This is a genomic window from Rhodococcus quanlei, from assembly GCF_055231015.1.
The window spans coordinates 16781-43205 of record NZ_JBUYWD010000027.1 but is presented as its reverse complement, the minus strand read 5'-3'; the positions used below and the strand labels follow the sequence as shown (position 1 = coordinate 43205).

The window sequence follows — 26425 nt, the reverse complement described above, 5'->3', positions numbered from 1 at the left end:
CGGAAGGCGCACTGTCGTATCCAAACCCGCTGACCGGAACCGTGTGTGCCGCATGACTTTTGCAATCACACCGACACCCCGACCATGATCTTGGTCACGTACCCCCGAAGAACCCCAGGTCACAATTTCACGGATGTGGTTCGAGAGCGCCCAGTCCCCTACTGTGGCTCGTCGTGATCGACGCGCAAACACTTTCTCCGGGCACTGATATCCACGCAATTCGTAACGTTCGGAGGTGGGCGCCAGGGGCCTGCGTGTGGTGCGGTGACGACTCGTCGGTCGAGATGTACCGCAACGAACCACGGTGCGGAGCCTGCCGCGAGCAGGAGTCGATCATCGAGGAAGCACGCAAGTTCGTCGGCATGTACGGACTGCGGCCGATCGGCGGAACTCTCCAAGCGGACGACGACGAAGAGTACGAGCACCGACTCGGCGCCCGAGACGCCCGCCGCGCCCTCAACGAGACCCGGTTGAGCGAACTGCCCGACCCGGCCGCCGTCCGTAAAGCATTGCGCCCCCGCGCCGCATCCGTGGTGGCAGAGTCCACCAGTCCAGCGCCTTCGTCGTCGGACACCGGAAGGGCCACGTCGACACGCGCCGCTGCTCCTCGGAAGCAGAGCCGGCCCGCGCCGCCTGCTCCCACTGCTGGAGTCGATGTGAACGTGCTCGAGGCACGCGTGACCGGACTCCTCGATCAACTCGCGAGTATCGATGCCGAGGTGTCCAAGATCGGCGAACCGGCCGGCCTGGCCGCACGCGCCCGCCTGAGCGACCTGGACAAGCAGAAGGCCACGGTGCTGCGTACCCTAGCCGCACTCGAGAAGGCGCGCATCGCTGCAGGAAACTGACGTCGGCTCAGCCCGCCGCGCCCGTCACCGCACAGGGTGTGCTTGCCGTTCATCCCGAGGACCTGGAATCACTTGCCCGCAAGCTGACCACCGCGCGGCAACGGATTTGGAAGCGATACGCTCCGAGACCGCGCTCAACGATGCGGCGCTCGCCGTGCCTGGCTCTGACACCGCGGGAGCGTGTTCCGATGTCGCCACGGCCATCACCGGTGCGCTGCGCAGTGCGGCGGGCCGCCTGGAAGAGATGGCGACCCTCGCAAAGGGAACGAAAGAGAACTACCAAGTCACCGACGGCACGTTCGCCACCGGCGTCGACAAGATGGGCGATCTGCTGTGATTTTGTCGAAGGAGCAGTTTCTCCGTTGGTCCGTGCAGGACCTCAACGACGTCGGTGACGACGTGGAGACGCTTGCGAGATCCGTCAAGGACCTCGGCGAACGAGTTCTTCATGGTGTGCAGGACATGTCACCGGGCTGGTCCGGGATCGCCTATGACGCGGCGCTGGGCCGAACGGAGGCCGAGTGCCGAGAAATCGGGAGTATCAGAAAGTCGATCGAGACCGTTTCCGACGCCTTCTCCGACAACGCGCGCGCATTCATCGGTGCCGCCGATTTCCTGAGAGGCGTCATCACCGAGGTCGAGAACCATGCTTTCGAGGTTTCGGACGACTTTCAGCTCGTCGCACTGCCCACGCCTACCGCGGAAGCGCTCGAGAAGCAGAAAGACGATGCGCAATATTTGGGTCCGCGCCTCACGGAAGCCGTTACGGACCTCCGTGCGGCGGACGCCAAGCTGGCAACTGCGATGAACGCAGTGTTGGAGGATCTCGCGAAGAACGCGGGCGATGGCGAAGGTCTCTCCGGTGCGGAGGGCCGCTCGCTGGGCGAGAAGGTCGAGGCCGTGACTGACGGCGGCACCATCCCGAAGGAGGTCCTCACCGAGATCGGCAACGACCTCATTGCCGCCAACTTGACCAGCGCCCAACTCGAAACCCTCGCCAACGGCGGCGTGGTCACGGACCTACCGCAGTCCACCCAGGATTATGTGCGAGAGTTGGTGAACGGAGCCGGAAAGGACGGTCTCCTCGACCTGCGAGAGCAGTTCCTCGCCCAAGGAACACCCGAAGGTGATGCGCACGCACAGGCATTGGGTAACTCCGTGCTCATGTTGTCGAACGAATCGATCGGAACAGGCGTCGACGAGAACGGCAACCTGCTCTCCCCCGGTGGTTACGAGCAGCTACCACAGGACATCAAGGAGCTGGTATCGACGCGGGTGGGTTCACCGGACATCCTCCCCGATGCGAATGCCGACGCATACCCGGACACCGACCCGGGCCGGGACATCGGTGGGCAACTACCGGAGAAGGCCGACTTCTTCAACGACCTCTCCGAGTTCAGTGGTCTTTTGAGCGATAGCGACCCGGCCTACGAGCCGGGCACGTACCTCGCGACCGAGCTCGACCGCCAAGCCGCGCACGTCGCTGATCTGCAGCAGCACGACGGGCTGATCCACGTGCTCGACGCCGACAAGACCAACGGAGTCGTCGACGACCTCTTGAACGTGGGAGCGCGCAACACCGAGGCTTCGGCGGCGATCTTGTCCGGTGAAGGCGGTCCGGAGGTACTCGGCGCCGACTACAACCGCGATCACGCAATGATGACGCTACTCAACCGCGACTGGCCTGACTCCGACGGTGGCCCGGCCGTGAACCATCTGTTCGAGTTCGTCTCCGACGATGCCACCAGTGACGACCCTGCCGTCCGTGAGCGAGCCGCGAGTGGATTCCGGGATCTGGTCGAGATCACCACCGAAACCGAAACAGGCTCCGGTAAAAACAATTTCGCCGATCTGTTGAGTCACGATGGCCAGTCATTGGGTGAACGAAACCCCGAAGTTGCGCAACAGTTGGTGCGGGCTGCCACCCCATACTTGAACGACCTCGGCGGGATGCCGCACGTCACCTCCGGCAACCACGGAATCGTGCCGATCTCCCAGGGAGACGCCATTCGATACATGGGACTCGTCTCCACCGACGAGACGGCCGCCGGACAACTGGCCGCCGCAGTCCACATGCAGCAGGATCAGAATGCCATCGCCGTCGGACAGCTGGGACCCGACGACAATACGTATGTATCACTGGCGGAAACCAATGGTCGCTTGCAGGCGAACCTCGTATCTGGTTTCGAGACGGCACAAATGAGCGCGCAAACGTTCGAAGACGAATCGGCCGCGATCGAGAAGGCCGAGCGCGCCAGCTACGTCAACTTGGGCAAGGATGCCGCAGGACTGGTGCCCGGGGTCGGCAAGTTTGCAGGCACGCTCGCCGACGCCACTACTCACCTCTTCGGATACGGCGAGGCGGACGCCGTACCGGACGGCACCTACGTGGACAGACCACAGGCGTCGTCCACGGAAGACGGCACACTCCTCCGTCAATATCTCCTCATCGCAACGGAATCGGGAATCACGGCCGATCAACTCCCCGATAGTGTTACGACCCGCACTGCCGACGGCGTACCGCGCGTGATGTCATTCTCCGAGATCAACGAGCGCAACGTGGCGGGTGACCTGGATATGGGCATGACCAGAACCGACGTTTACGAACTGCTCGAACAGCAAGGCTACGACATGGTTAGGTAATGACAGCCAAGTTAGTGCCGGTATGAACGGTAGCGGAGATCCTGGGGTACCGCATTTCGAAGTGAACTCCTCGGAAACGTACGAGGATCTGATTCATGGTGAGGGCGATCGATGACGCGCATTAGGCATGGGCTTCGTTCCGTATTCGTTGCCGCCGTCCTCGTTCTGGTGTCGGCCAGCTGTGCATCCGAACCAGAACCTGAAGCCACCGAACGCATTCCCACACAGGAGTCGACCCCGGCGACTCCAGCCGACTATCGGTTCCCCACGGACGCAGCAGGCGACTACACGTACCAATGGGAAGCAGCACCCGGCATCAACCTGCTCGCCCCACCCGCATCGGTGACCCGAGCAGTCGAAGAGGCCTACCGACTGAGCCAATCCGTCGGCAACGCCGCATCCTTCCCCGGCTACGTGGACAGCTGGACCCCGCAACTGCTGGAAAGATCGCACCTCTTCTATGAACCCGGAGGCCGGTTCGAGGGCAACTGGCGCCGCACCGGAACAGTTCACGCCCGCATCCTCGACGTCATACCCGAAGGCGACGAGATCCTGATCCCCTACTGTGCCGATATTTCCGGTGCTCCATTTTCGATCGACGCCGGTGATCGGTTCGGTTACGAACGCGTGCAGCTGGTGAGCCTTGCGGTCCGCCTGTCGCCGCGCACGGACAAGCCCACCAACCCGATTCCCACGACACCTCTACAGGAGCCCCGGCGCGCCCCCAACTACGACGCCTTCGCCGGCTGGGAGGTAACAGACTTCGGCGTTAAAGGACGCGACGAACAAGCGTGCAAAGACTGGTTCTTCGCACGACACCCCGAACGCACCTCGACAGTTGTAGACCTCGACCGACTCATCCCACCTGGGAAGGTCCCCGAACCACAACCCCCGTTCCCCGGATGGGAACACCGCAACGGCGCATGAGGCACACCACCAACACACAGAACTCTGACCGGCCACGAACCGTGAAATCCCCACGCACACTGTCGGCGTCACTTGCCGCCGTCCTCGTGCTGACCTTCGCAGGCTGCGCATCCGAACCACCCACCGAACCGGCGCCCACGCCCGAACCCACCCAGGTGGCACCGGCCGGCTACCGGTTCCCCACAGACGCCGCAGGCAACTACACGTACCAATGGGAAGCACCACCCGGAATCAACCTGCTCGCCCCGCCTGCATCAGTCGCCAGAGCCGTCGAAGAGGCCTACCGTTTGAGTCAATCTGTCGGCAACGCAGCATCCTTCCCCGGCTACGTCGACAGCTGGAGCACCAAAATGTGGCAGACGTCGGACTACTTCTACGAGCCCGAAGGCCGGTTCGAAGGCAACTGGCGCCGCACCGGAACAATCCACGCCCGCATCCTCGACGTCATACCCAAAGGCAACGAAAATCTGATCCCCTACTGCGTCGATATTTCCAGCGCACCCTTCTCGATCGATTCCGGAAACCGATTCGACCACGAACTCGGTAGCTTGCGAAGTTTCGCCGTCCGGCTGCGACCCCGCACAGAAAATCCCACCAACCCCTCACCGACGAGCACCGATTCACCCACGGCACCCCCGAGCAAACCACGGCGCGCCCCCAACTACGACGCCTTCGCCGGCTGGGAAGTAACCGAATTCGGCGTCAGCCTCGACACCGAACAACAGTGCGAAGATTGGTTCTTCGCACGACACCCCGAACGCACCTCAAAAGTACAAGACCTCAATGACCCACTCATCCCACCCGAAAAGGTTCCCGAACCGGAGCCATCCTTCCCCGGTTGGTGACCCGAAGTAGATGACCAAGGCAATCCAGTTGCGACTCCGGGACCGACCAGCGACAGGAACGATTCAAGCCTGCAGCTGCGCAGGAACTTTCGTGTAGTAGACGAGCGCCGTCTCGTGAAGAGCCGCCCGCTCACCGGGCGTGAAGCCCGCGAACTCGGCAATGTAGTCGAGCGCGGGGATCCACCGGGTGGTCAGCAGCTCGTTGAGCTCGCGAGGAATCTGCTCGAGCTGCTCGTCCATCGTGAGGAACTTCGGCAGGAAACACTGCGTGATGGTCTGCAGAGACATCTTGCGGGTGTCCCCGAAGAACAACCAGTACGGAAATCCGTCATCGAGTTTCCCGACATAGTCACGGATGTCATCTATCTCGAACAGCTCGTCGGGTTCGTCGTCGTAGCCGTCGAATCGCAGGTCCACCGTGCCTTGTGCGCGTCGGGCGATCTCGGGGTTGTCCGTGAGAGCGTTCAGCAATGACAGAACACGCTCGGTGTCGCCCGCCTCGACCTCCGAACGCGTCACCACGACGAACAGCGAATCGCGAGTCGTCTCATCGGCAGACTCTTCCCGCTCGTCCGGTTCCGTCAGCGGGGCAGGCTCGGTCTCCCCGGCGCCAACAGTTACCCGCTCCATAACCATCGTCTGCTCCACCTCCTGACCGGACTCGGCCAGTTTTGCCACCCTGGCCGCCTCCGCCAGTCTTGCCAGCTCGGCCAGTCGTGCCATCGGATCGGGCGCAGACGCTCCGGCCGGCGCAGTGGGCGCCTGAGTAGCGGGTTCAGCAGACTGTGGAGCCTCGGGCTCGGGCTCGGCCGGTATGGGTTCCGGCTCCGCCTCGGCGAACCCATATGTCGTCGCCAATTGTTCGACGAGGGACGGCGCCAGCTTCTCTTCGAGCTCCGCCATCTCGATGGTGGCGATGATCCATTCGCGTCGGCCCGGCGCGGACAACGCGTAGTCGCGGACCGCACCGACTTTGGTGTCACACCACTTGTAGGCAGGTGTATCCGGATCCATCCGCGCCTGCGCATCTCGGTAGACCGCCACCAGACGGTTCAACGCACCGGACAGTTCCTTCTCGACCGTGGGCACGTCGGCGTGCAGCAACTTCTCGCGTGCTTCGGAATCCATGGATATACCCTCACAACCTCGCAGCCTGGTCTCAAAGACCCCAGGTCCGCCGACCCTTCGCCACATGTTCGTAGTAGTAGATGTTGGTGCGCTGCCCGACGAAGATCCACCACCCCACACTGATGCCCATGTCGAGAGCTCCGGGGAGGTTCAGTGCAACGCTGACCACACCCAGAGCAACTCCCACGGCGAAAACGGTGATCGCCTTGCGCCACAGCCCGAGGTACAGCAGGTAGAAGACGTTGAAGAAGACGGCACAAAAATTGGTCGTGATCTTCATACGGTCGCGGAACGACAGCGCTCTGAACGCGGCGGCATACTCCGGAGTGGGCTTCATCCACCCAGGAATCCCATACGCGTCGAAGAAGTCGAACCTGAATTGCCACTTGCCGCTCAGCGTGCGCCCCGCCGCCGTGGTGGTCCGCACGTCGTCGTGCACCATGAATCCCCCCGAGATCGTCGATCGAAAGTCATACCGTACCCGTTTCGTCCGACTCACCGTGAATGCATCCGGGCTCGGGTGAACATCCGGCACCGAGACGTAGTAGAACTACCCGTGCATCACACAGAATCTCGGCAGTCCATAATCTCAGCAGTCCACAGCTATCTCAGGACCTCGGAGGGGGCGGAGTTATGAAGCGTGCGGGAATTGTCGGGGGCGGCATAGGCGGTCTGGCCACCGCGATCGCACTCGACCAGGCAGGTTGGTCGGTGACTGTTTTCGAACGGGCACCGGAACTGACCGAGGTGGGGGTCGGGGTCACCCTGTGGCCGAATGCAGTTACCGCCCTCGACCACCTCGGAATCGGTGACGCGATTCGCAGCAGGGCCGTGTCGGGCGGATTCGGAGGTTTACGCAACCACACCGGGAAGTGGCTGCTGTCCACGAGTCGCCAGCGATTCCACGACATGTACGGAGACCTCGTTGCGATTCACCGCGGCGATCTGATCGACGTCCTGCGCGCCGCCCTCCCGGATTCGGTGGATCTACGGCTCGGGGTCACAGTCGACGGCATGGATCAGGCCGGTTGGGTGCAGTGCGGCGAGCGCACGGAAGATTTCGATTTGCTCGTCGGAGCCGACGGCATCGACAGTTTCACCAGGGAAAACGTGTTTCCCGAGTATCCCGGCCCACGGCCGACGGGGATTCGCGCGTGGAGGTGGATAGTCGAGAACGATCAGATTCTCGACGGCGGGGGAATCCTCGGACCCGGTGCCGAGTTCGGAATAGTCCCGCTCGGAGACGGCCGCGTGTACGCGTTCGCGGCGTCCCGCCGGAAATCTGGACCGGTGGAGCCTTCGGTCTGGGATTTCGTCGAATGGCCGCATCCTGCACCTCCGCTGATCGCGGCCGCCGATCCGGAGCAGATCCTGTTTCACGACATTCGAGACCTTCCGCCCTTGCCGTCCTTCGTGCGAGGGAAGGTCGCGCTGCTCGGCGATGCAGCACACGCCATGGCACCGCATCTGGGACAGGGGGCGTGTCAGGCGCTCGAAGACGCGGTTGCCCTCGGCACCCACGCCGAGGACTTGGCGGTCTACGACCAGCTACGCACCACGCGAACGCACCGGTTGCAAAAACTCGCCAGACAGGCGTCCAGGGCGATACTGCCCCGCAGCGCTGTCGGCACCGCGGCCCGGGATTTCGTCCTCCAAGCGATTCCTTCCGACGTTTTTCTGCGGCGCTTGGGGTCGAATTTCGAGACAAGTCACATGATGTGAACGCACAACGATGCCGTATTTCATCTACTGCCACAACACAGCTATCAGCTGGCAATCAAAAGCTGGTCGAGGTATGCGGCCGCACGCAGCCGCTACCTGAAGACATTCCATCCGGAACTCGATCCCCAGAAAGAATGACGATCACAGCGATACGAGAGCAAATCCACCTTCCGGGATCAGGGCACCAACCTGTCGACATCGGTTTCCGCACTTCCGGTTTCGATTCGTACCCGCACTGCCGACCGAGCGGTACGCTTCACCTGGGTGCCTGGTCGTCCCGGCCACACCCTGAACAAGACCGCCGACACAATCGGTGGCCGCGATTAGTCGCAACTACGAGGCTGGTGTCCCGACCGAAGCCGAGTCGAGATTGCCGACAACAGCGCCTCGTCGCTGCGCGGATGGGAGTTGCCGTATGACCGACACTTGGCTGCACCCGTACTTGAAGCTCGGGTTCGACGGTCCGGACACGGACGGCCGTGCGCACACCGACCTCCACGGTGCACACATCACCGCAACCGCGATCTCCGACGAACTGATAGAGGTATCCGCAAGCAAGGACGGCACCTACGACACCACCGTGTGCGATGCACGATGGAGTGCCGAACGAATCCGGAACACCTTGGGCCAGGTCCTCCAACGCATCCTGCCTTCGAGCGAATCGACCTGGATAAGCGCCGAGTTCGCACTGGCCGTCGCGCATTCGGAGCGAATCACCAGCGCAGCAATGAAGACCGGGACGTGTCGGCACTTCACCGTCGAGCAACTACCACTCCACCCGACGGTGCGATACGGCCTCGATCACACGCTCGAGTACCGCGCCGCCATGACCACAGCCAGGCGCGGGACCGACTCGGTCCTCATCGGATGGATCGCGACCGAGTACCCGAACAGCGCCGTTCAGGACGCGGCATTGTGCAATCCGCACTGCCCGGAGGAAGTTCTCCTCGGAGTCGCCTCCGACGAACGGACCGCATCGGTCCTCCTGCAACGATCCACCCTTCCGGACAACGTCTTCCAGAAGTTGGCCGATGCGGAGAGTGCACGCTACATGCGGTCGGCGATGCCACGGCACCATTTCCCACGACTCCTCGAAATCGCCCTGCACCCGGTGTGCCCGGAGGAATTGGCACTGGGCCTGGTGTCGCACGTCGCCAGCCCCGGCGGCGCCGCACGGGTGTCCCTGGCGATCAAAGCATGGGATGCCCCGCCCGCCCGGCGAGATGCCATACATCTGTACCTGCTGACCGGTGGGCGCACCACCAAGAACACTCTCGCTCTCGTCGATGCGGTGATCGGAACGCACGATCGCACGGCCCGGATCGAATGGCTTCGCAAACAGGGCAAAAGGTGCGACATGCTGGCGGAGCGGTGGGAAGGGGCACACGCGAACAGCGTGTGACCGGCAGAATCGAGCGAAGGAGCGGGAGCTGTGTGCTCGCCCAGGATCATGTCCGACGTGTACGAGCGCATCGGACGCAGTGGTCGCCGCGTCAACCGTCGCTCACTGTTCGGCGTCCTCGGTGGTGCCGCAATCACCGTCGCGCTGGCACCTACCCTTGCGGCGAAGGCGTCCGCCTCCCCGGCCGACGCGAGTTCGATCGTCGATCTCACGCACGTCCTGACGCCGCAGTTCCCTGTGTGGCCTGGATCCAGTCCGTTCGAAATGCGCACCGTGGCCTCCATAACCGCGGGAAACGGCTCCACCGGATCCTTGGGCCCCCTCGGCGGTAGCGCCTTCTACCTCAACGAACTCCGACTGGAAGAGCACACCGGCACCCACGTCGATGCGCCCGCACACGCCGCCGAACACGGCATCACCGTCGAACAGATCCCAGCGGCCGACCTCATCGCACCGATCGCAGTTGTCGACATCAGTGCCCGCGCAGCCACGGACAACGACGCATTGCTCACCCGAACCGACATCCTCGACTGGGAGAACCAGCACGGACGCCTACCTGCTCGCTGCATCGTCGCCATGAACTCGGGATGGGATACCCGTGTGGCCACCCCGGGCGCATTCACCAACCAGGACTCCTTGGGCATCCAGCACACGCCGGGGTTCGACCCGGACGCCGTCGACTTCCTCGTCAACGAACGCGACATCGTGGCGATCGGCTCGGACACGTTGAGCATCGACGCCGGTCGCAGCACCACCTACGGCGCCCACCTGGCCGCACTCGGCGCAGGCAAGTACGGGATCGAAGTCTTGGCGAACCTGTCCCGAATCCCTGCGTCCGGTGCCACCGTGATGGTCGGGGCGCCCACCCACGCCGGCGGCTCGGGTGGTCCGGCCCGTGTACTTGCCTTGTTCTGAACCCAGCCGGCGCATCACGGCCGAGGCGATACGCGCAGCACCTGGTCCGTCTCGCCGTTGTCCGTCGTGATCAGTACCGAACCATCAGGTGTGGGCGTAACCGACCGAATACGCCCGTACTGATTCTTCAAGCCAGTCGTCTGCGCCGTCGCTGCCTGTCCGTCGTCCGACAGACGCAGGAACAGGAGCTGCCGACTCTTGAGCCCACCGATCACCAACGCGCCGTCCCACGGCCCCCATTCCGCACCGTCGACGAACGCACCGCTGGCTGTGGCCAACGTCGGGCTGCCCGAACTCCACACAGCCTCCAGCGCACCGGGAACCCGAACTGGATCGGTCATCGGAACCGACTCGTCGTAGATGAACGGAATGCGGTCCGGCCTGTAACCGTAATTGCCGCCCGCGACCAGAAGGTTCACCTCGTCGTCACGACTCGTGCCCTGTTCGATCGCATAAATCCCGCCGGTTTCCGGATGCTGCGCGAGGCCCTGCACATTCCGATGCCCCAGGGTGTAGACAGCGCTGTCGGTGCGTGGGTTTCCCGTGGCGGGCGACCCATCGGGGTTGATGTGCAACGTCTTGCCGCCGAGCGAGTTCGGATCCTGCGGGACCGTGGGCGAGGCAGTGTCTCCCGTTCCGATGAACAGTGTGCCGTCGTCGGCCACGAGAATCCGGCATCCGCCATGCCTGCCGGTATCACTGACCGGGATTCCCTCGATCACCGTCTCCCCACGCGTGAGTGTCGTCCATCCCGGATCGACCGTCCACTCAACCACCCGAATATCATTCACGTCACCGTTTTGGAATCCTTGGCAGGTGAACAATTTCCGCGACTGCGCGAAATCGTTCGCCAATGCGATGCCCATCAGGCCGGTCTCGCCCTCGGCGTACAGATCGGAAAGATCGGCGGAAAGTGGCCCTGCACTTCCGTCCGGGCGCTTGACCACGAAACCACCCGAACGTTGCCCCGTCAGCACGGCACCGTCCGGCGCCTGCACAACATCCCACGGATGATCGAGCCCTTCGAGCACGGGCACCACATCGAGCGCCGGGAGCGTGTCTTCGACAGGTGGACCGTCATCGGTGTCCTGCTCGAGACTTCCTGTATCGATGCTTCCGGTATCGAAAGGAAGCGGGTCGGCACATGCCTGACCGAACGGCAATGTCACCAACACACTGGTTGCGAACGCGACTACGGCAAGATTACGACGCATACAGTTCTCCGAGGATCGTCTGAGCGGTGCAGTCTCCGAGAGACTATAAGGGATATTTCGGCACCCGCGCGGCGATTGCGCTGTATCACGACGAACCACTACGACAGCACTGCCGACACCAATGCGAATCGCTTATCCGGGTCCACCCAACTGCGTTGCATCGCAAAGCCTGCGTTCGCCAGTTCCGCCTCGATTCCGTCGATCGTGAACTTGGCGGAGATCTCCGTACGCACTTGTTCCCCTGCTGCGAAGGACACCGACATGTCGAGATCGGCTACCTGCACCTCGAGGTCCCGCGTCGCCTCGAGTCGCATCTCTATCCAGGCGTTCGCCGCATCCCACAGCGCGACGTGCCGGAATTCGTCGATCGGAAAGTCCGCACCCAGGCTGTCGTTGAGTACGCGGAGAACGTTCTTGTTGAATTCGGCGGTCACCCCGGCCGAATCGTCGTAGGCGCGCACGAGCACGTCCGCGTCGGTCACCAGGCCGACACCGAGCACGAGATACTCCCCCACCGACAACACGTCCGCGATACCGGACAGAAACTCCGCACGCTCGTCGGCCACCATATTGCCCAAGGTGCCCCCGAGAAAGACGACAGTGCGGCGGCCGTCTCCGGGGAGATGACGCAGCGACTCTGTGAAGTCACTGACCACGCCGTGGACGGTGAGGGAGGGAAAGACTTCGGCGATGTGTTCGGTTGCGCCTTCGAGTGCACTGATCGAAACGTCTTGGGGAACATACGTATGCAAGGTCCCGTGTTCGACACCGGCAGTCAGCAGGCGTTTGGTCTTCTCCGACGAACCCGACCCGAGTTCGACGAGGATCTCGGTCTGCGTCAGTTCGGCGATCTCGCTGGAATACCGCTCCAGTAGCCGACGTTCGGTCCGCGTCGGGTAGTACTCGGGCAGCGTGGTGATCCGTTCGAACAATTCACTGCCCCGAGAATCGTAGAACCACTTGGGCGGCAACCACTTCGGTTGTGCTGCAAACCCGATACGAACGTCGGCGCGCAGGGCTTCTGCCATGGCGTTCGGTTTCAGGTACACATCGAGCGTCGGAGCATTCATTGTTCTCCATTTCACTGCATCGTTGCGATCAGATCGGGGTAACGATCAGGTGGCCCGGGCGCGCGTTCACGAGATGCCGGTCCGGGACGGACTGCCAGCTCGGATCGTCGTCGTACGGTTCCGAGGCAATCACTGCCCTGTCGTCGGCTACCTGGACGGACAATGCGTGATCCCACGTGCTCGCCCACATTTCGTGTCCGTCTCCGAGCAGCACATTCACTCTCGAACCCGGCGCGGTCTCCTCGATATCCCGCAACAGTGACGTCATCGCCAGAATCGGATCCTGTTCACGGAGCCGATGTCTCAGCATCAGCCACAGCGCGGCAGAGTCGGTGGGCGCTTCGAGCCTCAGCAGGTCCCGCACGGGCAATTGCTGCGCCCACTTCTCGAACGAATCCGGCCATCCCCTGACCACACCGTTGTGACTGAACGCCCATCGGCCGTCGACGAACGGCGCACACGCGCTTTCCTCGACCGGCATGGATTCGGTGGCCGACCGCACGGCGGCGAGAACAGCCCCGCATCTGATACCAGGTAGCGTCTCGGTTACCGCCGGGTCGGACCACATCGGTTGCGCAGAGCGGTATCTGCCCTGCCCACCGTGCCCCCACCAGGCGACACCGAATCCGTCGGCGTTGATGGTTCCGCCGCCACGCATATCGTTCGGCGCCCACGATTGCCGCGACAACGAGTGAGCACCGGATGTCAGCACATCGTGAACCGAACGCGACGGACCTATGTATCCCAGGTGGCGGCACATTTCAGCGGCCGTCTCCCGCTAGGTCCCGTACGCAGCGAAATCCGGAAAAGATCTGTCGTCTCACCGGGTGGTCCCAGTTCCGGAAGGTTCCTCGACACGCCACCGAGTCGGTTCCGAACGAGCCGCCACGCAATACTCGGTAGTCGCCTCCGAAGAACACCTCGGAGTACTCGCGGTAGGGGAAGGAAATGAATCCCGGATACGGCTCGAACGGCGACGATGTCCACTCCCACACGTCACCGATCAGTTGATGCACGCCCAACGGTGATGCTCCCGTCGGATACGAACCGACGACAGCGGGTCCGAGAAATCGCTGCCCCAGATTGGCCAACGACTCATCGGGTTCGGCATCGCCCCAAGGGAATCGGCGCGAGTGCCCCGATACCGGATCCCACCTGGCCGCCTTCTCCCATTCCGCCTCGGTGGGCAACCGCTTTCCCGTCCACCGCGCATATGCCTCCGCCTCGAAACAACAGACGTGGACGACTGGTTCCTGCATGTGCAACGGTTCCATGACCCCGAACCGGTCGCGCCACCAAGTGCCGCAGCCGTCGTCCTCCCAGAACTGCGGTGCAACAAGGCCCGCCTCGCGTCGGTGCTGCCATCCACGTTCGCTCCAGAACTCGGGCCGCTCGTACCCACCGTCCGCCATGAAGCCCAAGAACTGTTCGTTGGTGACCGGAGTGGTGTCGATCGAGAACGCCGGCACGTTCACGCTGTGCGCGGGGCGTTCGTTGTCGAGCGCCCACGGTTCGCCGGAAGTGCCCATCGTGAACGCGCCGCCCGGAATCACCACTTCGTCGTCCAAGACCGTTGCACCGATACGGGGTGCATGCGGTGCGGACAGAACAGGGTCACCGATTCGTAGTTGATGAGTGGCCAGCATCGTTTCGGCATGCTGCTGCTCGTGCTGGGCGATCATTCCGAAGGCGAACCCCCGTTCTTCGAGGGGGTTGCCGCTCAACGTACTGGCGTCGAGTACTTCCCAGGTGTGCTCGCGAACCGTCCGTACGTACGACCGGGCCTCGTCGGGACCGAGCAACGGGAGCGCAGGTCGATCGGCACGCGCGTTCTGGAACGCGTCGTAGAGGTCGTCGAGATCACCACGCACTGCGGCACGGCCGCCGACGCCACGGACCAACCACAGGTCTTCTTGATTGCCGATGTGCGCGAGATCCCAGACGAGTGGGCTCATCAACGGTGAGTGCTGTGCCATGAGTTCCGCATCGTTCACGCTGTCCGTGAGCACTCCGGTGCGCTCGCGGGCCCGACTCAGCGCCGCGCGAATGCGTTCGCGAGTGTCATTCACCGGGCGGCTCCGGAGCCTGCCCCCGACAACAACGCTCGGCTGCCGTATCCAACAACCGTACGAACTCCGGATCCGGCGAATACGACGCAGCCAGGGAGAGCAATGCCGTTGCCGCCGAACGCAAGTCAAGATCCGCAAGGCCGAACTCCGCCGCATCTCGCCAACGTCCGGCGGTCGCACGTGCCGCACCGCGGGCCTCGGACATCGCGCCCGGACCCGACAACAATGCATCGAAGGCCGCGATCGGAACCCGCCACAGATCACCCGGCTGCGCATCAACGTAACGCACCTCGAGGTGCCCCGTGGCACGCACGGGCGGAAAGAGGGTGGTGAGGTGATAGTCGAGATCCGCATACGTGGGGAGGCGACCGACCTCGTCGTCCAGACGACCGTCGATCCAGTCACCGAACGTCGCACCTGACGGCGCCGTCCAGTCCGCATCACCGGTACGGATACACATCAACGGCACGTCCAAGGTCCATGCCGTGTAATCGCCGGCATGTTCGACGACAGCGGTACGCGGCGAATCGAGCTCGAGCCATGTCCGCATACGCTGCGACGCCCACGCCCCCTCGGGCACGCCGCACAAGTGCGGTGAGCACGCAAACGCAGCGACGAACGCCGGGCCGATATCGTGCAGCAACGTCCACCGGTCCTCGACGGCATCGGCGTCACCACCGGCATCGACACTCACTTGCGTCGCAGCGGTGTTGCACATCATCAGCTTGCCGTACGGGCCGATTCCGCCGAACCGTGATTCCATTGCGTAGTACCGCGGCGACTGCAGGAGTCGTTCGGCCGGCCGATTCGCGTCCGCCGCTACGGGGTGGAGGGTGATCGAATGTGCCGCCAACAGCTCGCACAACACGCGGTGGTCGGCTGCGAGGTCGTCGCACAGTTCGCGGGCAGACCGCCGAGGCGCACTGGACAACTCCACCTGACCGCCCGGTTCGACGGTGACGAAGCTGCCCGCCGGTAGCGGCTCCCCTGGCGACCACGGGTTGATCGTCTTGGGGGAATGCGAACCGAGCGCGGCGGCGACGGCCATCAGGTCGGGTCGTTCGCCGTCGGACCTGCGGGCGGACATCCACTCCAGTTCGGCGCCGAGCAACTGAGGTGGACGCACGTCGAAGCAGACACCTTCGAGGTACGCCTCCGCCGCAGGTCGTGACGGAAGACTGTCGTCTTCGAACGAATCGAACTCGAACGTTTGCACTGCAGTAGCCATTCGACCTCCCGTTCCGGGTGACGCCGAGCTTCATTACCGACCATAGAACGCTGCGCCGCCGGACGCACGCATACACGCACGCATGTCGCTGGTTACCGTGGACCCATCACCCTCACCCCCGACCGATGTCACACCGGTTCGTATGAGCTGAACGGGTGTGACATCGGTCGGGGCCGCAGTCAGGAAGGACGCCACATGTTCGACCTCGAGCGGTACCGACTCGACACCCCCGGGTGCACAGACAAGGTCTTTCTCGACAGTGCGGGGTCGTCGCTACCCCCCACCGCGGTGACGGACAGCGTGATCGCGCACCTGCGTCGCGAAGCCGAGGTCGGCGGATACATCGCCGCGGCCGAACGTGCCGATGACCTCGCCGCGGTGAAGGCGTCGATCGGTTCCCTGATCGGATGCACGGAATCGGACGTCGCCCTTTGCGACAGCGCCACGCGCGCATGGAACGACTTCTTCCAGGCGATTCCGCTGCAAGCCGGTGACCGAGTGCTGATTTCGGAAGTCGAGTACGCGAGCAACGCGATCGCGGCGCTCCAACGCGCACGTCGGGTGGGCGCGGTGGTGGACGTGATTCCGAGCGACGCCTACGGACAACTCGACCTGGGCGCACTGGAGGCGATGCTCGACGAACGCGTGCGGATTGTGTCGTTGGTGCATGTGCCCACGAACGGCGGCTTGGTCAATCCGGTGCGCGAGGCTGCCGACATGGTCCACCGGGTGGGTGGGTTGGTCCTGCTCGACGCGTGCCAGTCGGTCGGGCAGATTGCCATCGACGTGAACGAACTCGGCGTCGACGCCCTGTCCGCAACCGGCCGCAAATGGCTGCGCGGGCCGCGTGGAACGGGCTTTCTTGCGCTTCGCAGCGGCCTCGCCGAGTCCCTCGAACCACGCGCGCTGGACCTGCACGGCGCCGACTGGACGGCACCGACCGACTTCGCGATGGCCCCGGACGCATCACGCTTCGAGTTCTGGGAATGCGACATCGCAGGCCGGCTCGGACTGGGCTCGGCAGTCGACTATCTGCTCGAACTGGGTGTTGCCACGGCCGAGGAGCAGGTGTCGGAGCGGGCGCAGTACCTGCGCGACGAACTTGCCCGAATTCGCAGTGTCACCGTTCGTGACCTCGGTGAACAGCGTTGCGGGATCGTCACCTTCACCGTCGACGGGTGTGACTCCGGAAGCGTGCGTACCGCTCTGTCACACAGCAACGTCACCGTGACCGCGAGCCCCCGCGGGTCGACACTGCTCGACATGACCGGCCGCGACCTGGTTTCCGTCGTGCGTGCGTCACCGCATTACTTCACCTCGTACTCGGACCTCGACGCCGCGGGGCCCGACCGCCCCCCCCCCCCGTTGTGTGTGTTTGCCCCCCCCACCCACACCACAACCACTCACAGAGGGGGTTGTAACACGTTATAGTTTTGGTCACCCTGCCCCGCCCAGAAAGGTCGACCATGAACGACGCCACCCAGGTCCACCCCCGCCCCGCGTCCGACATCGAGGTGTGGGACAAGGAGGCGGACGTCGTCGTCGCCGGCTACGGAATCGCCGGGGTCACGGCAGCGATCGAGGCCGCGCGAGCCGGTGCAGACGTCCTGGTCCTCGAACGCACGAGCGGCTGGGGCGGCGCGGCAGCACTCGCCGGTGGGTTCGTCTACCTCGGTGGCGGCACTCCGCTGCAGACTGCCTGCGGCTTCGAAGATTCTCCCGAGAACATGAAGGCCTTCATGTTGGCCGCGCTGGGACCCGGCGCCGACGAGGAGAAAATCACCGACTACTGCAACGGCAGCGTCGAGCACTACAACTGGCTGGTGGAGTGCGGAGTCCCGTTCAAGCAGTCGTTCTGGGGAGAGCCCGGCTGGGAACCCCCCTTCGACGACGGTCTCATGTACTCGGGTGGCGAGAACGCGGCGCCGTTCAACGAGATAGCCACCCCCGCACCGCGCGGCCACGTTCCGCAGATGGAGAACAAGCGGACCGGTGAGAAGGGTGGCGGCTACATGCTGATGCAGCCGCTCGTCGACACCGCCGAAAAGCTGGGAGTGCGCACCGAATACGACGTACGCGTACAGACTCTCGTCACGGACGAATCGGGACGCGTCGTCGGAATCATCGCCAAACAGTACGGAAAAGAGTTGACGATCAAAGCGCGTCGCGGGGTGGTTCTGGCGACCGGAAGCTTCGCCTACAACGACAAGATGATCGAGTCCTACGTGCCACGGATGATCGGACGGCCCGGCGCCGCGATCGAGGAACACGACGGCCGTGCCGTCCGTATGGCACAGGCACTCGGTGCCGATCTCGCACACATGGACGCCACCGAGGTCGCCTTCCTGTGCGACCCCCAGTTGATGGTGCGCGGGATTCTCGTCAACGGACGCGGTCAGCGCTACATCGCTGAGGACACGTACTCGGGGCGCATCGGGCAGGCGACGCTGTTCCACCAGGACAACCAGGCGTTTCTCGTCATCGACGAGGCTGCCTACGATGAGGGGGCCGCCAGCACGTCGGCAACACCGTTCCTACGGCCACAGCCGAAGTGGGTGGCGGAAACCGTCGAGGAACTCGAATCCGACATGGGGCTGCCCGCGGGGACGCTGCAGACGACGGTGGAGGTCTACAACAAGCACGCCACCGAAGGCTCCGACCCATTGCTGAAGAAGAAGACGGAGTGGGTCAAACCCATCGGAACCCCCGTCGCCGCATTGGACCTACGCGGCATGACCTTGGGCTTCACCCTCGGTGGACTGCGTACGACCATCGACTCCGAAGTGCTGCACGTCTCGGGTGAGCCGATTCCCGGTTTGTTCGCTGCCGGCCGGTGCACCTCCGGTGTCTGCGCGGGCGGCTACGCGAGCGGCACATCGCTCGGCGACGGCAGTTTCTACGGTCGGCGCGCTGGGATCAGCGCTGCGAAGAACCCGACCGAGTAGCCGACACCACCTCGTCGATGTAGCCGCGGTCGACATCCGAGTCGGCGTGTTCACCCAACACGGCGGCGAGGTCGTTCGACGCCAGCGACGCCGTATCGATATGGGTGTCGCACGAGATATCCACTTCCCACTGTTTGACCCCGTAGAATGTGGTGCGGTTCTGCTTCTTCGGGTGTTTCGTCCACTGCGACAACAGCATCTGTGCGCGGCCGATTGTGCTGAACGGATGGATACAGGGCGCGTACGGGCTCGGCGCCTCGGCAGGCGACACCTGGATGCGGGGCACCGTCCACTTCCCTTCCGGCCGCGCCGCCGTGCGGGTCACTGCCCCGAGCAGCCCGTCACAGTAGGAAATGACGACCCGACCGTCGATGTATTGCGTCGACACCTCACCGATCCCGTTGCGTGGCAGCGTCGGCGTCAGCATCGGTGTCGTACAGCCGCCTCGACGCCATGCCCACTCCCCCGTGCTGTCGCAGCCCCAGAATTCGTAGGTGCTGCGATTCCACATCGATTCCCAGTGCACCCGCATCAGATGGATACCACCGTCGGGTCGGCGCCCCTCGTCGGTTCCATGGATATAGATCCACGGTTCGTCCGGCAATTTCAGCATCGTGTTGTTCTGGAAATGGCGCCATTCACCGGAGTTGGGAAAGTCCATGTCGACATGGTTGTCCTCGATGTCCCAGGTGCGCTCCCACTTCTCGGCGTGGGTATCGGTCGAGGTCCACATTCGTGAGTGGAAGGTCGACCAGCTGCCGTCGGTGAGGGCGGGGTCCCACGAACTCACCGCCGCGGTGGTCATGATGAATCGGCCGTCCGGGAGGTGGATCAAATCGTTCGGAATGTTCGTGAATCCGTCGGGCAGACGACCCGCTCGTGGCGTACCGGCGTGACGGTACGGGATCATCTGGCGCGCGATGTCACCACCGATGGCGTTGTCCCAGCAGATGCCGTTCTCGATGTCGGTGTTGGATTGCCGCAGTCCCACTGGCGAGCGCCAATTCTGTGGAACCGACACAAGGTCGGGCGTGTCGTCGAACGTGTCCCCGAAGATTGCGATCGCGTAGCCGTGATTCGTCTGCGCCAGGTAGCCGAGGTCGGTGGCGGTGAATCCGAACCGGGCAGTCTCTTGCCCGGTCAGAATCTTCTTGCACACTGCCATCGCCACTCCTTTCTTGCCCTGACATCACTCTGCCCTAACATCGGTCACGTGGACGATCGATGCATGGTGGATCCCCTTTCCCTGACGGGGCGGTGGACGTTTTCACGTGTCATCGACGACCGGTTGTCCGGGGAACAGAGCACGGTGACGGGCGACGCCGAACTCACTGCCGAGAGCGAAACCGCCGTCCGATGGCACGAAACGGGCACCTTGGTCACAGGTGATCGCGAGCTTCCGGTCTTCCGCACCCTGTGGATCGTGATGCGTGAGGGGGCCTGGATTGTCACCTTCGAGGACGGCCGCTACTTCCACCCCTGGTCGCCCGGACAGCAGGTGGAGCATCCCTGCGGCAAGGATCTGTATGTCGGTCGTGTCGACGTCGTACCGGATTCACCGCCAGCCTCCCGCCCACTTCGCTGGAACGTCAGCTGGAACGTCACAGGCCCGGCAAAGGACTACACGATGACCACCGTTCTCACCGCGTGAAATTCCCTCCCCGAGAACTGTCGATCGGGCATGCTCCCGTTCGTAGTTCTGATGAAGGGTCGGCAAGCGCAGTAACCAGAAGGCCGGCCACGTCGAAAGGAACCGTCATGGCTCAATACCTGCTTTCCGTGCACATGGTCGAGGGCGAACCTGCTCCCAGCGGGCATGCGATGCAACAGATGTACAGGGACACCGATGCGGTGAACAAGGAGATGCAGGAAAGGGGAGTGTGGGTCTATGCGAACGGCCTTCAACCTGCGGACATCGCGACGGTGGTGAAGGAGGAGAACAACACGATCGTCACCACCGACGGCCCGTTCTCGGAAGCCAAGGAACACATCGGTGGTTTCTGGATCCTCGAAGTCCCTGATCTCGACGCAGCCCTCGAATGGGCCGGCAAAGCGACCCGTGCGTGTCGTGGCCCGGTCGAGGTCCGGCCTTTCCAAGTCGAGCCCGAGGCGTAGGTTCCCTGACTCACGGACCGATTAACCACCGAGGCGGCTCGTCCGGTAAAGTCGAACGAGTTGTCTCGGCGAGGGTGAACCGCGAAGTTCCAAGAGCTGGCTCACCGTGATCGACGCGGCCACGGCTTCTGCGTGAGCATGTGCTCCTGGCCGTGCGCGTCTGTCCGCGCCCGAGGCGAGAAGACGCCAGCCAGTATTCACCGTGAGTTGTAGGAGCCGTTTCACCATGTCCGACGCAAACAATCTCGTAGCCGCCACCCGCACCGAGTTCGGCAAGGGTGCCGCACGTCGGGCACGCCGCGACGGCCAGGTCCCCGCCGTCCTGTACGGCCACGGAACCGACCCCCGCCACCTCACGGTTCCTGCGCTCGAGTTCGCCGCCATCCTTCGTGCGCACGGCACCAACGCCGTCCTCACCCTCGACATCGACGGCACCGAGCAGATCGCACTGACCAAGTCGGTCGTCGTTCACCCCATCCGCAAGTACATCGAGCACGCCGATCTCCTCGTGGTCAAGAAGGGCGAGAAGGTCATCATCGACGTGCACGTCGTCACGACCGGTGAGGCAGGTCCCGGCACCCTCGTGTCGCAGGAGTCCACCGTCGTCTCCATCGAGACCGACGCTCTGAACATTCCGGAAGAGATCGTCGTTTCCATCGAGAACGCCGAGATGGGCAGCCAGATCCTGGCCAAGGACCTCAAGCTTCCCGCGGGCGCATCGCTGCAGTCCGACCCGGAACTGCTGATCGTCAACGTCACCGAGGCACCGTCCGCCAAGGCTCTCGACGAGAGTGCCGAGGCTCCTGCCGAAGCAGCAGAAGCGTCCTCCTCCGAGGCGTGACACCACTCTCTCCACGACGCGAACGGCGCGTCGTCCCTGGTTCCGGGACGACGCGCCGTTCGCGTACGACAATCTGTGCGCCGTCCCTTCCCATCACGCTGAAAGGACTCTCGGATGAGTGACGACACCGTCCTGGTCGTAGGGCTCGGCAACCCCGGCCCGCAATACGAGAAGACCCGGCACAACGTGGGGTTCATGGTGGCGAAGGTGCTCGCCGGACGCATGGGCGGCGGCAAGTTCAGCGCGCACAAGAAGAGCGGCGCCGAGATCGTTCAGGGCCGCCTCGCCGGACGTCCAACGATCTTGGCCAAACCACGTACGTTCATGAATCTGTCCGGAAAACCGGTGTCCGGGCTGGCACGGTTCTTCTCGATCGATGCGTCGAACATCGTGGTGGTTCACGACGAACTCGACCTGGATTTCTCCACGGTGCGCCTCAAGAAGGGGGGCGGCGAAGGCGGGCACAACGGCCTTCGCTCCATCTCGAGTTCCCTCGGCACGAAGGACTATCTGCGAACCCGAGTCGGTGTCGGCCGCCCACCCGGACGGATGGATCCCGCCGCGTACGTCCTCAAACCGTTCTCGTCGGTGGAGCGCAAGGAGTTGGCGCTCGTCTGCGAAGAAGCGGCGGATGCCGTGGAGCTGCTCCTGGAGGTCGGACTGGAAGCCGCCCAGAACCGCCTGCACTGATCTCCGTGCGTGAGTTGCGAGTCCGGAGACTCGTTACCCACTCACAGGGGGGATGAGTGCGGACGAGGAATTTCGGCGTAGCTTCCCCGACGACGTCTTGGGGATACTCCCGGGCCCGAGCACCGCCACGGTTCGCGGGCGCGCACCCACCTCCGAAAACACTGCGTGCACCACCTCGCGTTCGATGCGCTTCACCTCTTCGGGGTTCTCGAAGCTGTTGGTTTCCACCGCCACACCGAAACTCTCCCGCTTCTGCCCTGCGCCCAGCCGGATCGCGACTGCGTTACCCGGCCTGACACCTGCAACGGAACCGGCCGCACGTTCGATGTCGGTCGGGTAGATGTTTCGGCCACCCATGATGATGACGTCCTTCACTCGGCCACACACCACGACGAGCCCTTCCTCGGTGAAGTACCCGACGTCACCCGTGTCCAGCCAGCCGTCGCCGTCCTGCGCCTCCTTCTTCCCGTCGAGCGTGATGTAGGCGGGCGTCACCGCCCTCCCCCGCACCTGGAGGACACCCACGCCGCGGTCCGGCAGCACTCGCCCGTCGGCGTCCACCACGCGACCTTCGAGATTGGGCACGAGTTTCCCGAGCGTGGCGAGCCGACGGGCATTCGGTTTGCCAGTGGGAACCGCCCGCTGCATGGCTTCGAGGAAGTCCGGGTCCACCAGGTCGAGGACCATTCCTTTGGCCGGGTCCGGGATGGACACGGCGAGGGTGGTCTCCGCCATCCCGTATGTGGGGGCGAGAGCGGACGGGTCCAGACCGAATCGGGCGCCTGCTTCGGCGAGAGCCTCCATGGTGTCCGGGTCGACCGGCTCGGCGCCGTTCCACATGTACCGAGCACTCGACAGATCGACGGCACCGTCCTCGGCCTGACGCAGCCTGCGCGCCAACAGTGAGTACGCGAAGTTGGGTGCCGCTGTCACCGTTCCTCGGTACTTGCCCATCAGCTCCGCCCACAGCAGTGGCCTACGCAGAAAGTCCATCGGCGTGACGCTGACGACCTCGGCACCCACCTGCATCGGGACGCTGAGGAATCCGACCATGCCCATGTCATGGAACAGGGGCAACCAGCTGACCATGACGTCGTCGTCGAGGGCGAACTTGATCCGATCGATCATCGCGTAGGCGTTCACGTAGAAGTTTTCGTGGGTGATCCGGACCGCCTTGGGTGTACCCGTCGATCCCGAGGTGAGTTGCTGCAGAACGATGTCGGTCTCGGCGGTCGTCACGGGTTCGACGGGCGAGCCTGCCTGCAGTTCGTCGATGGTGACGACGCGAACACCGCGTTCCTCCAGCAAAGGGGCAGCCGCTTCGAACGGGGCGCCCAGCACCACTGCCTTGGCGCCGATCATGTGGATGATCGTCTCGGTGTCGCGCGCCCACACCTCGAGGTCGGTGCGCGGTGTCGGTTGGTGCAGCATGGTGACGGCGCCACCACGCATCCACGTCGCCTGGCAGGCCGGCGCGATGTCCACCGGCTCTCCGGCCAGAACACCGATCGCGTCGCCGTGACCGATACCGGCGTCAGCCAATGCTCCTGCCATCGATCGGGCGATCGTGTGGATCTCTCCCCACGTCTGCCGCCGCGGGGTGCCGGGTTCCCCCGTCACGAGACCCTTTGTCGTGGTCTGCGCCGTCGCGAACATTTCCTCGGTGAACCTGCTCACGGGACTCTCCTTCTCAGGTACATCGCCGACCTACTACGTTTCTTCAGGCCCGCAGAGGAGGTCGTTACGGTGTCGCCTGCGAATGGGCGAGGAATTCCGCAGGCGGCCCCGCGTATCCTGGTATGCGATCGTCGGCCGCTCACGCCGTTGCCGGCCGCACACACACCACTTTCTCCGAGAGGCTTCCCGTTGACTACCCCGTCCGACTCGGCCGAAATCCTTTCCGCCGACGAGACAACTGCCGCGCCATCGTCTGGCAGCCCGGCTCCCACGAAGGGCTTGGCCGAGCAGGCGCGGCGTCGCCGCACGTTCGCAGTCATCTCCCACCCCGACGCCGGTAAGTCGACGCTGACGGAGGCCCTTGCTCTGCACGCCAAGGTCATCTCCGAAGCGGGCGCGGTACACGGTAAGGCCGGACGCAAGTCGACCGTCTCCGACTGGATGGAGATGGAAAAGGCGCGCGGCATCTCGGTGAGCTCCACGGCCCTGCAGTTCAACTACCGGTCGACCGAGAACGACGAGGGCATCGACGGAGCGGTCGACCATGTGATCAACCTCGTCGACACTCCCGGCCACTCCGACTTCTCGGAAGACACCTACCGCGTCCTCACGGCCGTCGACGCGGCCGTGATGCTGATCGACGCCGCCAAGGGCCTCGAACCGCAGACGCTGAAACTGTTCCAGGTGTGCCGCCACCGCGGTATCCCTGTCATCACGGTGATCAACAAATGGGACCGCCCCGGCCGTGCGCCACTGGAACTGCTCGACGAGATCCACGAACGGATCGGACTCACCCCCACTCCCCTCTACTGGCCGGTCGGCATCGCCGGTGATTTCCGGGGGCTGCTGCGTCGTGGCGAAGATGGTGCGCCCAGCGAGTACATCCGCTTCACCCGCACCGCCGGAGGTGCGAAGATCGCACCCGAGGAGATCCTGGACGCCGAGGGTGCACTCGCCAAGGACGGCGAAGAGTGGGAGACCGCGGCCGAGGAGAGCGAACTGCTCTCCGCCACGGGGCAGGACCACGATCAGGAAATGTTCCTCGCCGGACAGACCTCACCGGTCATCTTCGCGTCGGCGATGCTCAACTTCGGTGTCCGGCAGATTCTCGACACCCTGGTTTCGATCGCGCCGCCGCCGCACGCCCGCGACGACCTCGCCGGGAATCCGCGAGAGGTGACCGATGCGTTCAGCGCCGTCGTGTTCAAGGTGCAGGCCGGCATGGACACCGCACACCGCGACCGTCTCGCGTTCATGCGCATCGTGTCCGGCGTGTTCGAGCGCGGCATGGTCGTGACCCACGCACAGACCGGAAAACCGTTCACGACGAAGTACGCGCTCACGGTGTTCGGCCGCGAACGCGCCACCGTCGAGTCGGCGTACCCGGGTGACGTCGTCGGCCTGGTCAACGCGACCGCTCTGGCCCCGGGACACACACTGTTCTTCGGGAAGAAGGTCGAATTCCCGCCGATCCCGTCGTTCGCGCCCGAACATTTCTCGATCGTGCGGGCCGAGAGCGCCGGAAAGTACAAGCAATTCCGGCGGGCAGTGGACCAACTCGATTCCGAGGGAGTCGTCCAGATTCTGCGCAACGACATCCGCGGCGACGCGTCGCCGGTGATGGCGGCGGTCGGTCCCATGCAGTTCGAGGTGGTGGCCGCGCGCATGAAGGCGGAGTTCGGTGTGCAGGCCCGAATGGAACCGTTGGGCTATGCCCTCGCTCGGCGCACCGACAGCACCTCAGAGAACGAACTGAATCGCCAGCGGGGAGTCGAGGTCTTCACCCGTTCCGATGGTGTGCTTCTCGCACTGGTCAGTGACAAGTGGCGGCTCCAGTACATCCAGAAGGAGCACCCGGATCTGACGCTGGAACCGCTGGTAGCGGCCGCGGACTGATCACCGAACTGGCGCCATGCCCAACCGACTTGTGCGCTGATCGAACGGTTGCTGGTAACTTTCACAACCACTGAGCAAACTGGCGGGCTGTTTGCGGAACCAGGAGCGACGACAACGATGGACAACGGGATCTCGACGAATGGTTCCACCAATGGAAACGGCAGTGGTCTGACAGGCACCTCGTCGCCGAGTGGGACCAGGTCCACGCACTCTGAGACGTTCACGTTCCCGCTACCGCGCCGGACCCCGG

At 63.8% G+C, this 26425-nt stretch carries 24 protein-coding genes; 15 read left to right on the top strand and 9 right to left on the bottom strand.

Annotated elements, in window-relative coordinates; translation table 11 throughout:
- Nucleotides 1–173 precede the first annotated feature (173 nt).
- The 5 genes from ACZI8Q_RS18980 to ACZI8Q_RS18960 all read left to right on the top strand — a co-directional run bounded on the left by ACZI8Q_RS18980 (nucleotide 174) and on the right by ACZI8Q_RS18960 (nucleotide 5263).
- Entirely contained in the window at nucleotides 174–848 is a 675-nt protein-coding gene (locus ACZI8Q_RS18980; protein ID WP_463375127.1) for a hypothetical protein, read from the top strand.
- 106 nt (nucleotides 849–954) lie between these two features.
- Nucleotides 955–1185 carry a hypothetical protein gene (locus tag ACZI8Q_RS18975; RefSeq protein WP_463375126.1) on the top strand — a complete coding sequence of 77 codons (231 nt, stop codon included), beginning with the start codon at nucleotides 955–957 and terminating at the stop codon, nucleotides 1183–1185.
- The gene (locus ACZI8Q_RS18970; RefSeq protein ID WP_463375125.1) at nucleotides 1182–3491 is read left to right on the top strand and encodes a TPR repeat domain-containing protein; all 2310 of its coding nucleotides are present in this window, start codon (nucleotides 1182–1184) and stop codon (nucleotides 3489–3491) included. Before ACZI8Q_RS18975 ends, ACZI8Q_RS18970 begins: the two co-directional genes overlap by 4 nt.
- Before the next feature lie 111 nt (nucleotides 3492–3602).
- Complete coding sequence (locus ACZI8Q_RS18965; RefSeq protein ID WP_463375124.1) at nucleotides 3603–4418, top strand: hypothetical protein; 816 nt, start codon at nucleotides 3603–3605, stop codon at nucleotides 4416–4418.
- Nucleotides 4419–4459: 41 nt separating this feature from the next.
- The gene (locus ACZI8Q_RS18960) at nucleotides 4460–5263 is read left to right on the top strand and encodes a hypothetical protein (protein ID WP_463375123.1); all 804 of its coding nucleotides are present in this window, start codon (nucleotides 4460–4462) and stop codon (nucleotides 5261–5263) included.
- A gap of 63 nt (nucleotides 5264–5326) precedes the next feature.
- Here the strand turns inward: ACZI8Q_RS18960 and ACZI8Q_RS18955 are convergent, their stop codons facing one another.
- The gene (locus ACZI8Q_RS18955) at nucleotides 5327–6391 is read right to left on the bottom strand and encodes a hypothetical protein (protein WP_463375122.1); all 1065 of its coding nucleotides are present in this window, start codon (nucleotides 6389–6391) and stop codon (nucleotides 5327–5329) included.
- 31 nt (nucleotides 6392–6422) lie between these two features.
- Nucleotides 6423–6833, bottom strand: coding sequence for a DUF2628 domain-containing protein (locus ACZI8Q_RS18950; RefSeq protein WP_463375121.1), 411 nt, complete (start codon nucleotides 6831–6833; stop codon nucleotides 6423–6425).
- Nucleotides 6834–7024: 191 nt separating this feature from the next.
- Between ACZI8Q_RS18950 and ACZI8Q_RS18945 the strand changes: the two genes are divergently transcribed.
- The 3 genes from ACZI8Q_RS18945 to ACZI8Q_RS18935 all read left to right on the top strand — a co-directional run bounded on the left by ACZI8Q_RS18945 (nucleotide 7025) and on the right by ACZI8Q_RS18935 (nucleotide 10430).
- Entirely contained in the window at nucleotides 7025–8113 is a 1089-nt protein-coding gene (locus tag ACZI8Q_RS18945; protein ID WP_463375120.1) for an FAD-dependent monooxygenase, read from the top strand.
- Between the two features lie 415 nt (nucleotides 8114–8528).
- The gene (locus ACZI8Q_RS18940; protein WP_463375119.1) at nucleotides 8529–9515 is read left to right on the top strand and encodes a hypothetical protein; all 987 of its coding nucleotides are present in this window, start codon (nucleotides 8529–8531) and stop codon (nucleotides 9513–9515) included.
- 30 nt (nucleotides 9516–9545) lie between these two features.
- A complete protein-coding gene (locus tag ACZI8Q_RS18935; protein WP_463375118.1) occupies nucleotides 9546–10430 on the top strand; it encodes a cyclase family protein in 885 nt (294 codons plus the stop codon).
- A gap of 14 nt (nucleotides 10431–10444) precedes the next feature.
- Here the strand turns inward: ACZI8Q_RS18935 and ACZI8Q_RS18930 are convergent, their stop codons facing one another.
- The 5 genes from ACZI8Q_RS18930 to egtA form a co-directional block, all read right to left on the bottom strand.
- Nucleotides 10445–11644: a PQQ-dependent sugar dehydrogenase gene (locus ACZI8Q_RS18930; protein WP_463375117.1), complete on the bottom strand. Its 1200-nt coding sequence runs from the start codon at nucleotides 11642–11644 to the stop codon at nucleotides 10445–10447.
- Between the two features lie 98 nt (nucleotides 11645–11742).
- Nucleotides 11743–12714 carry an L-histidine N(alpha)-methyltransferase gene (gene egtD, locus ACZI8Q_RS18925; protein WP_463375116.1) on the bottom strand — a complete coding sequence of 324 codons (972 nt, stop codon included), beginning with the start codon at nucleotides 12712–12714 and terminating at the stop codon, nucleotides 11743–11745.
- 28 nt (nucleotides 12715–12742) lie between these two features.
- Nucleotides 12743–13474 carry an ergothioneine biosynthesis protein EgtC gene (egtC, locus tag ACZI8Q_RS18920; protein WP_463375115.1) on the bottom strand — a complete coding sequence of 244 codons (732 nt, stop codon included), beginning with the start codon at nucleotides 13472–13474 and terminating at the stop codon, nucleotides 12743–12745.
- Between the two features lies 1 nt (nucleotide 13475).
- On the bottom strand, nucleotides 13476–14783 hold the full coding sequence (gene egtB / locus ACZI8Q_RS18915) for an ergothioneine biosynthesis protein EgtB (RefSeq protein WP_463375114.1): 1308 nt from the start codon (nucleotides 14781–14783) through the stop codon (nucleotides 13476–13478).
- Nucleotides 14776–16011, bottom strand: a complete 1236-nt coding sequence (egtA, locus tag ACZI8Q_RS18910) for an ergothioneine biosynthesis glutamate--cysteine ligase EgtA (RefSeq protein WP_463375113.1) — start codon at nucleotides 16009–16011, stop codon at nucleotides 14776–14778. The genes egtB and egtA overlap by 8 nt, the downstream gene beginning before the upstream one ends.
- Before the next feature lie 195 nt (nucleotides 16012–16206).
- On the opposite strand from egtA, the gene ACZI8Q_RS18905 reads away from it, so the two are divergent.
- The gene (locus ACZI8Q_RS18905; RefSeq protein ID WP_463375112.1) at nucleotides 16207–17442 is read left to right on the top strand and encodes an aminotransferase class V-fold PLP-dependent enzyme; all 1236 of its coding nucleotides are present in this window, start codon (nucleotides 16207–16209) and stop codon (nucleotides 17440–17442) included.
- A 35-nt stretch (nucleotides 17443–17477) separates the two neighbouring features.
- On the top strand, nucleotides 17478–18956 hold the full coding sequence (locus ACZI8Q_RS18900) for an FAD-dependent oxidoreductase (protein WP_463375111.1): 1479 nt from the start codon (nucleotides 17478–17480) through the stop codon (nucleotides 18954–18956).
- On the opposite strand, the gene ACZI8Q_RS18895 is transcribed toward ACZI8Q_RS18900, so the two are convergent.
- Nucleotides 18928–20121 carry a DUF4185 domain-containing protein gene (locus tag ACZI8Q_RS18895; RefSeq protein ID WP_463375110.1) on the bottom strand — a complete coding sequence of 398 codons (1194 nt, stop codon included), beginning with the start codon at nucleotides 20119–20121 and terminating at the stop codon, nucleotides 18928–18930. The two genes, ACZI8Q_RS18900 and ACZI8Q_RS18895, sit on opposite strands and share 29 nt — an antisense overlap.
- Nucleotides 20122–20184: 63 nt before the next feature.
- Between ACZI8Q_RS18895 and ACZI8Q_RS18890 the strand changes: the two genes are divergently transcribed.
- The 4 genes from ACZI8Q_RS18890 (at nucleotide 20185) to pth (ending at nucleotide 22602) form a co-directional block, all read left to right on the top strand.
- On the top strand, nucleotides 20185–20607 hold the full coding sequence (locus ACZI8Q_RS18890; protein WP_463375109.1) for a DUF6314 family protein: 423 nt from the start codon (nucleotides 20185–20187) through the stop codon (nucleotides 20605–20607).
- Nucleotides 20608–20714: 107 nt separating this feature from the next.
- Nucleotides 20715–21071, top strand: coding sequence for a YciI family protein (locus tag ACZI8Q_RS18885; RefSeq protein ID WP_463375108.1), 357 nt, complete (start codon nucleotides 20715–20717; stop codon nucleotides 21069–21071).
- Nucleotides 21072–21297: 226 nt separating this feature from the next.
- A complete protein-coding gene (locus ACZI8Q_RS18880; RefSeq protein ID WP_463375107.1) occupies nucleotides 21298–21912 on the top strand; it encodes a 50S ribosomal protein L25/general stress protein Ctc in 615 nt (204 codons plus the stop codon).
- Between the two features lie 114 nt (nucleotides 21913–22026).
- Entirely contained in the window at nucleotides 22027–22602 is a 576-nt protein-coding gene (gene pth / locus ACZI8Q_RS18875; RefSeq protein WP_463375106.1) for an aminoacyl-tRNA hydrolase, read from the top strand.
- Between the two features lie 33 nt (nucleotides 22603–22635).
- Here pth and ACZI8Q_RS18870 read toward each other — a convergent pair whose 3' ends face one another.
- Nucleotides 22636–24279: a fatty acyl-AMP ligase gene (locus ACZI8Q_RS18870; RefSeq protein ID WP_463375105.1), complete on the bottom strand. Its 1644-nt coding sequence runs from the start codon at nucleotides 24277–24279 to the stop codon at nucleotides 22636–22638.
- A 189-nt stretch (nucleotides 24280–24468) separates the two neighbouring features.
- On the opposite strand from ACZI8Q_RS18870, the gene ACZI8Q_RS18865 reads away from it, so the two are divergent.
- The gene (locus ACZI8Q_RS18865; RefSeq protein ID WP_463375104.1) at nucleotides 24469–26175 is read left to right on the top strand and encodes a peptide chain release factor 3; all 1707 of its coding nucleotides are present in this window, start codon (nucleotides 24469–24471) and stop codon (nucleotides 26173–26175) included.
- The last annotated feature ends 250 nt before the right edge of the window (nucleotides 26176–26425 follow it).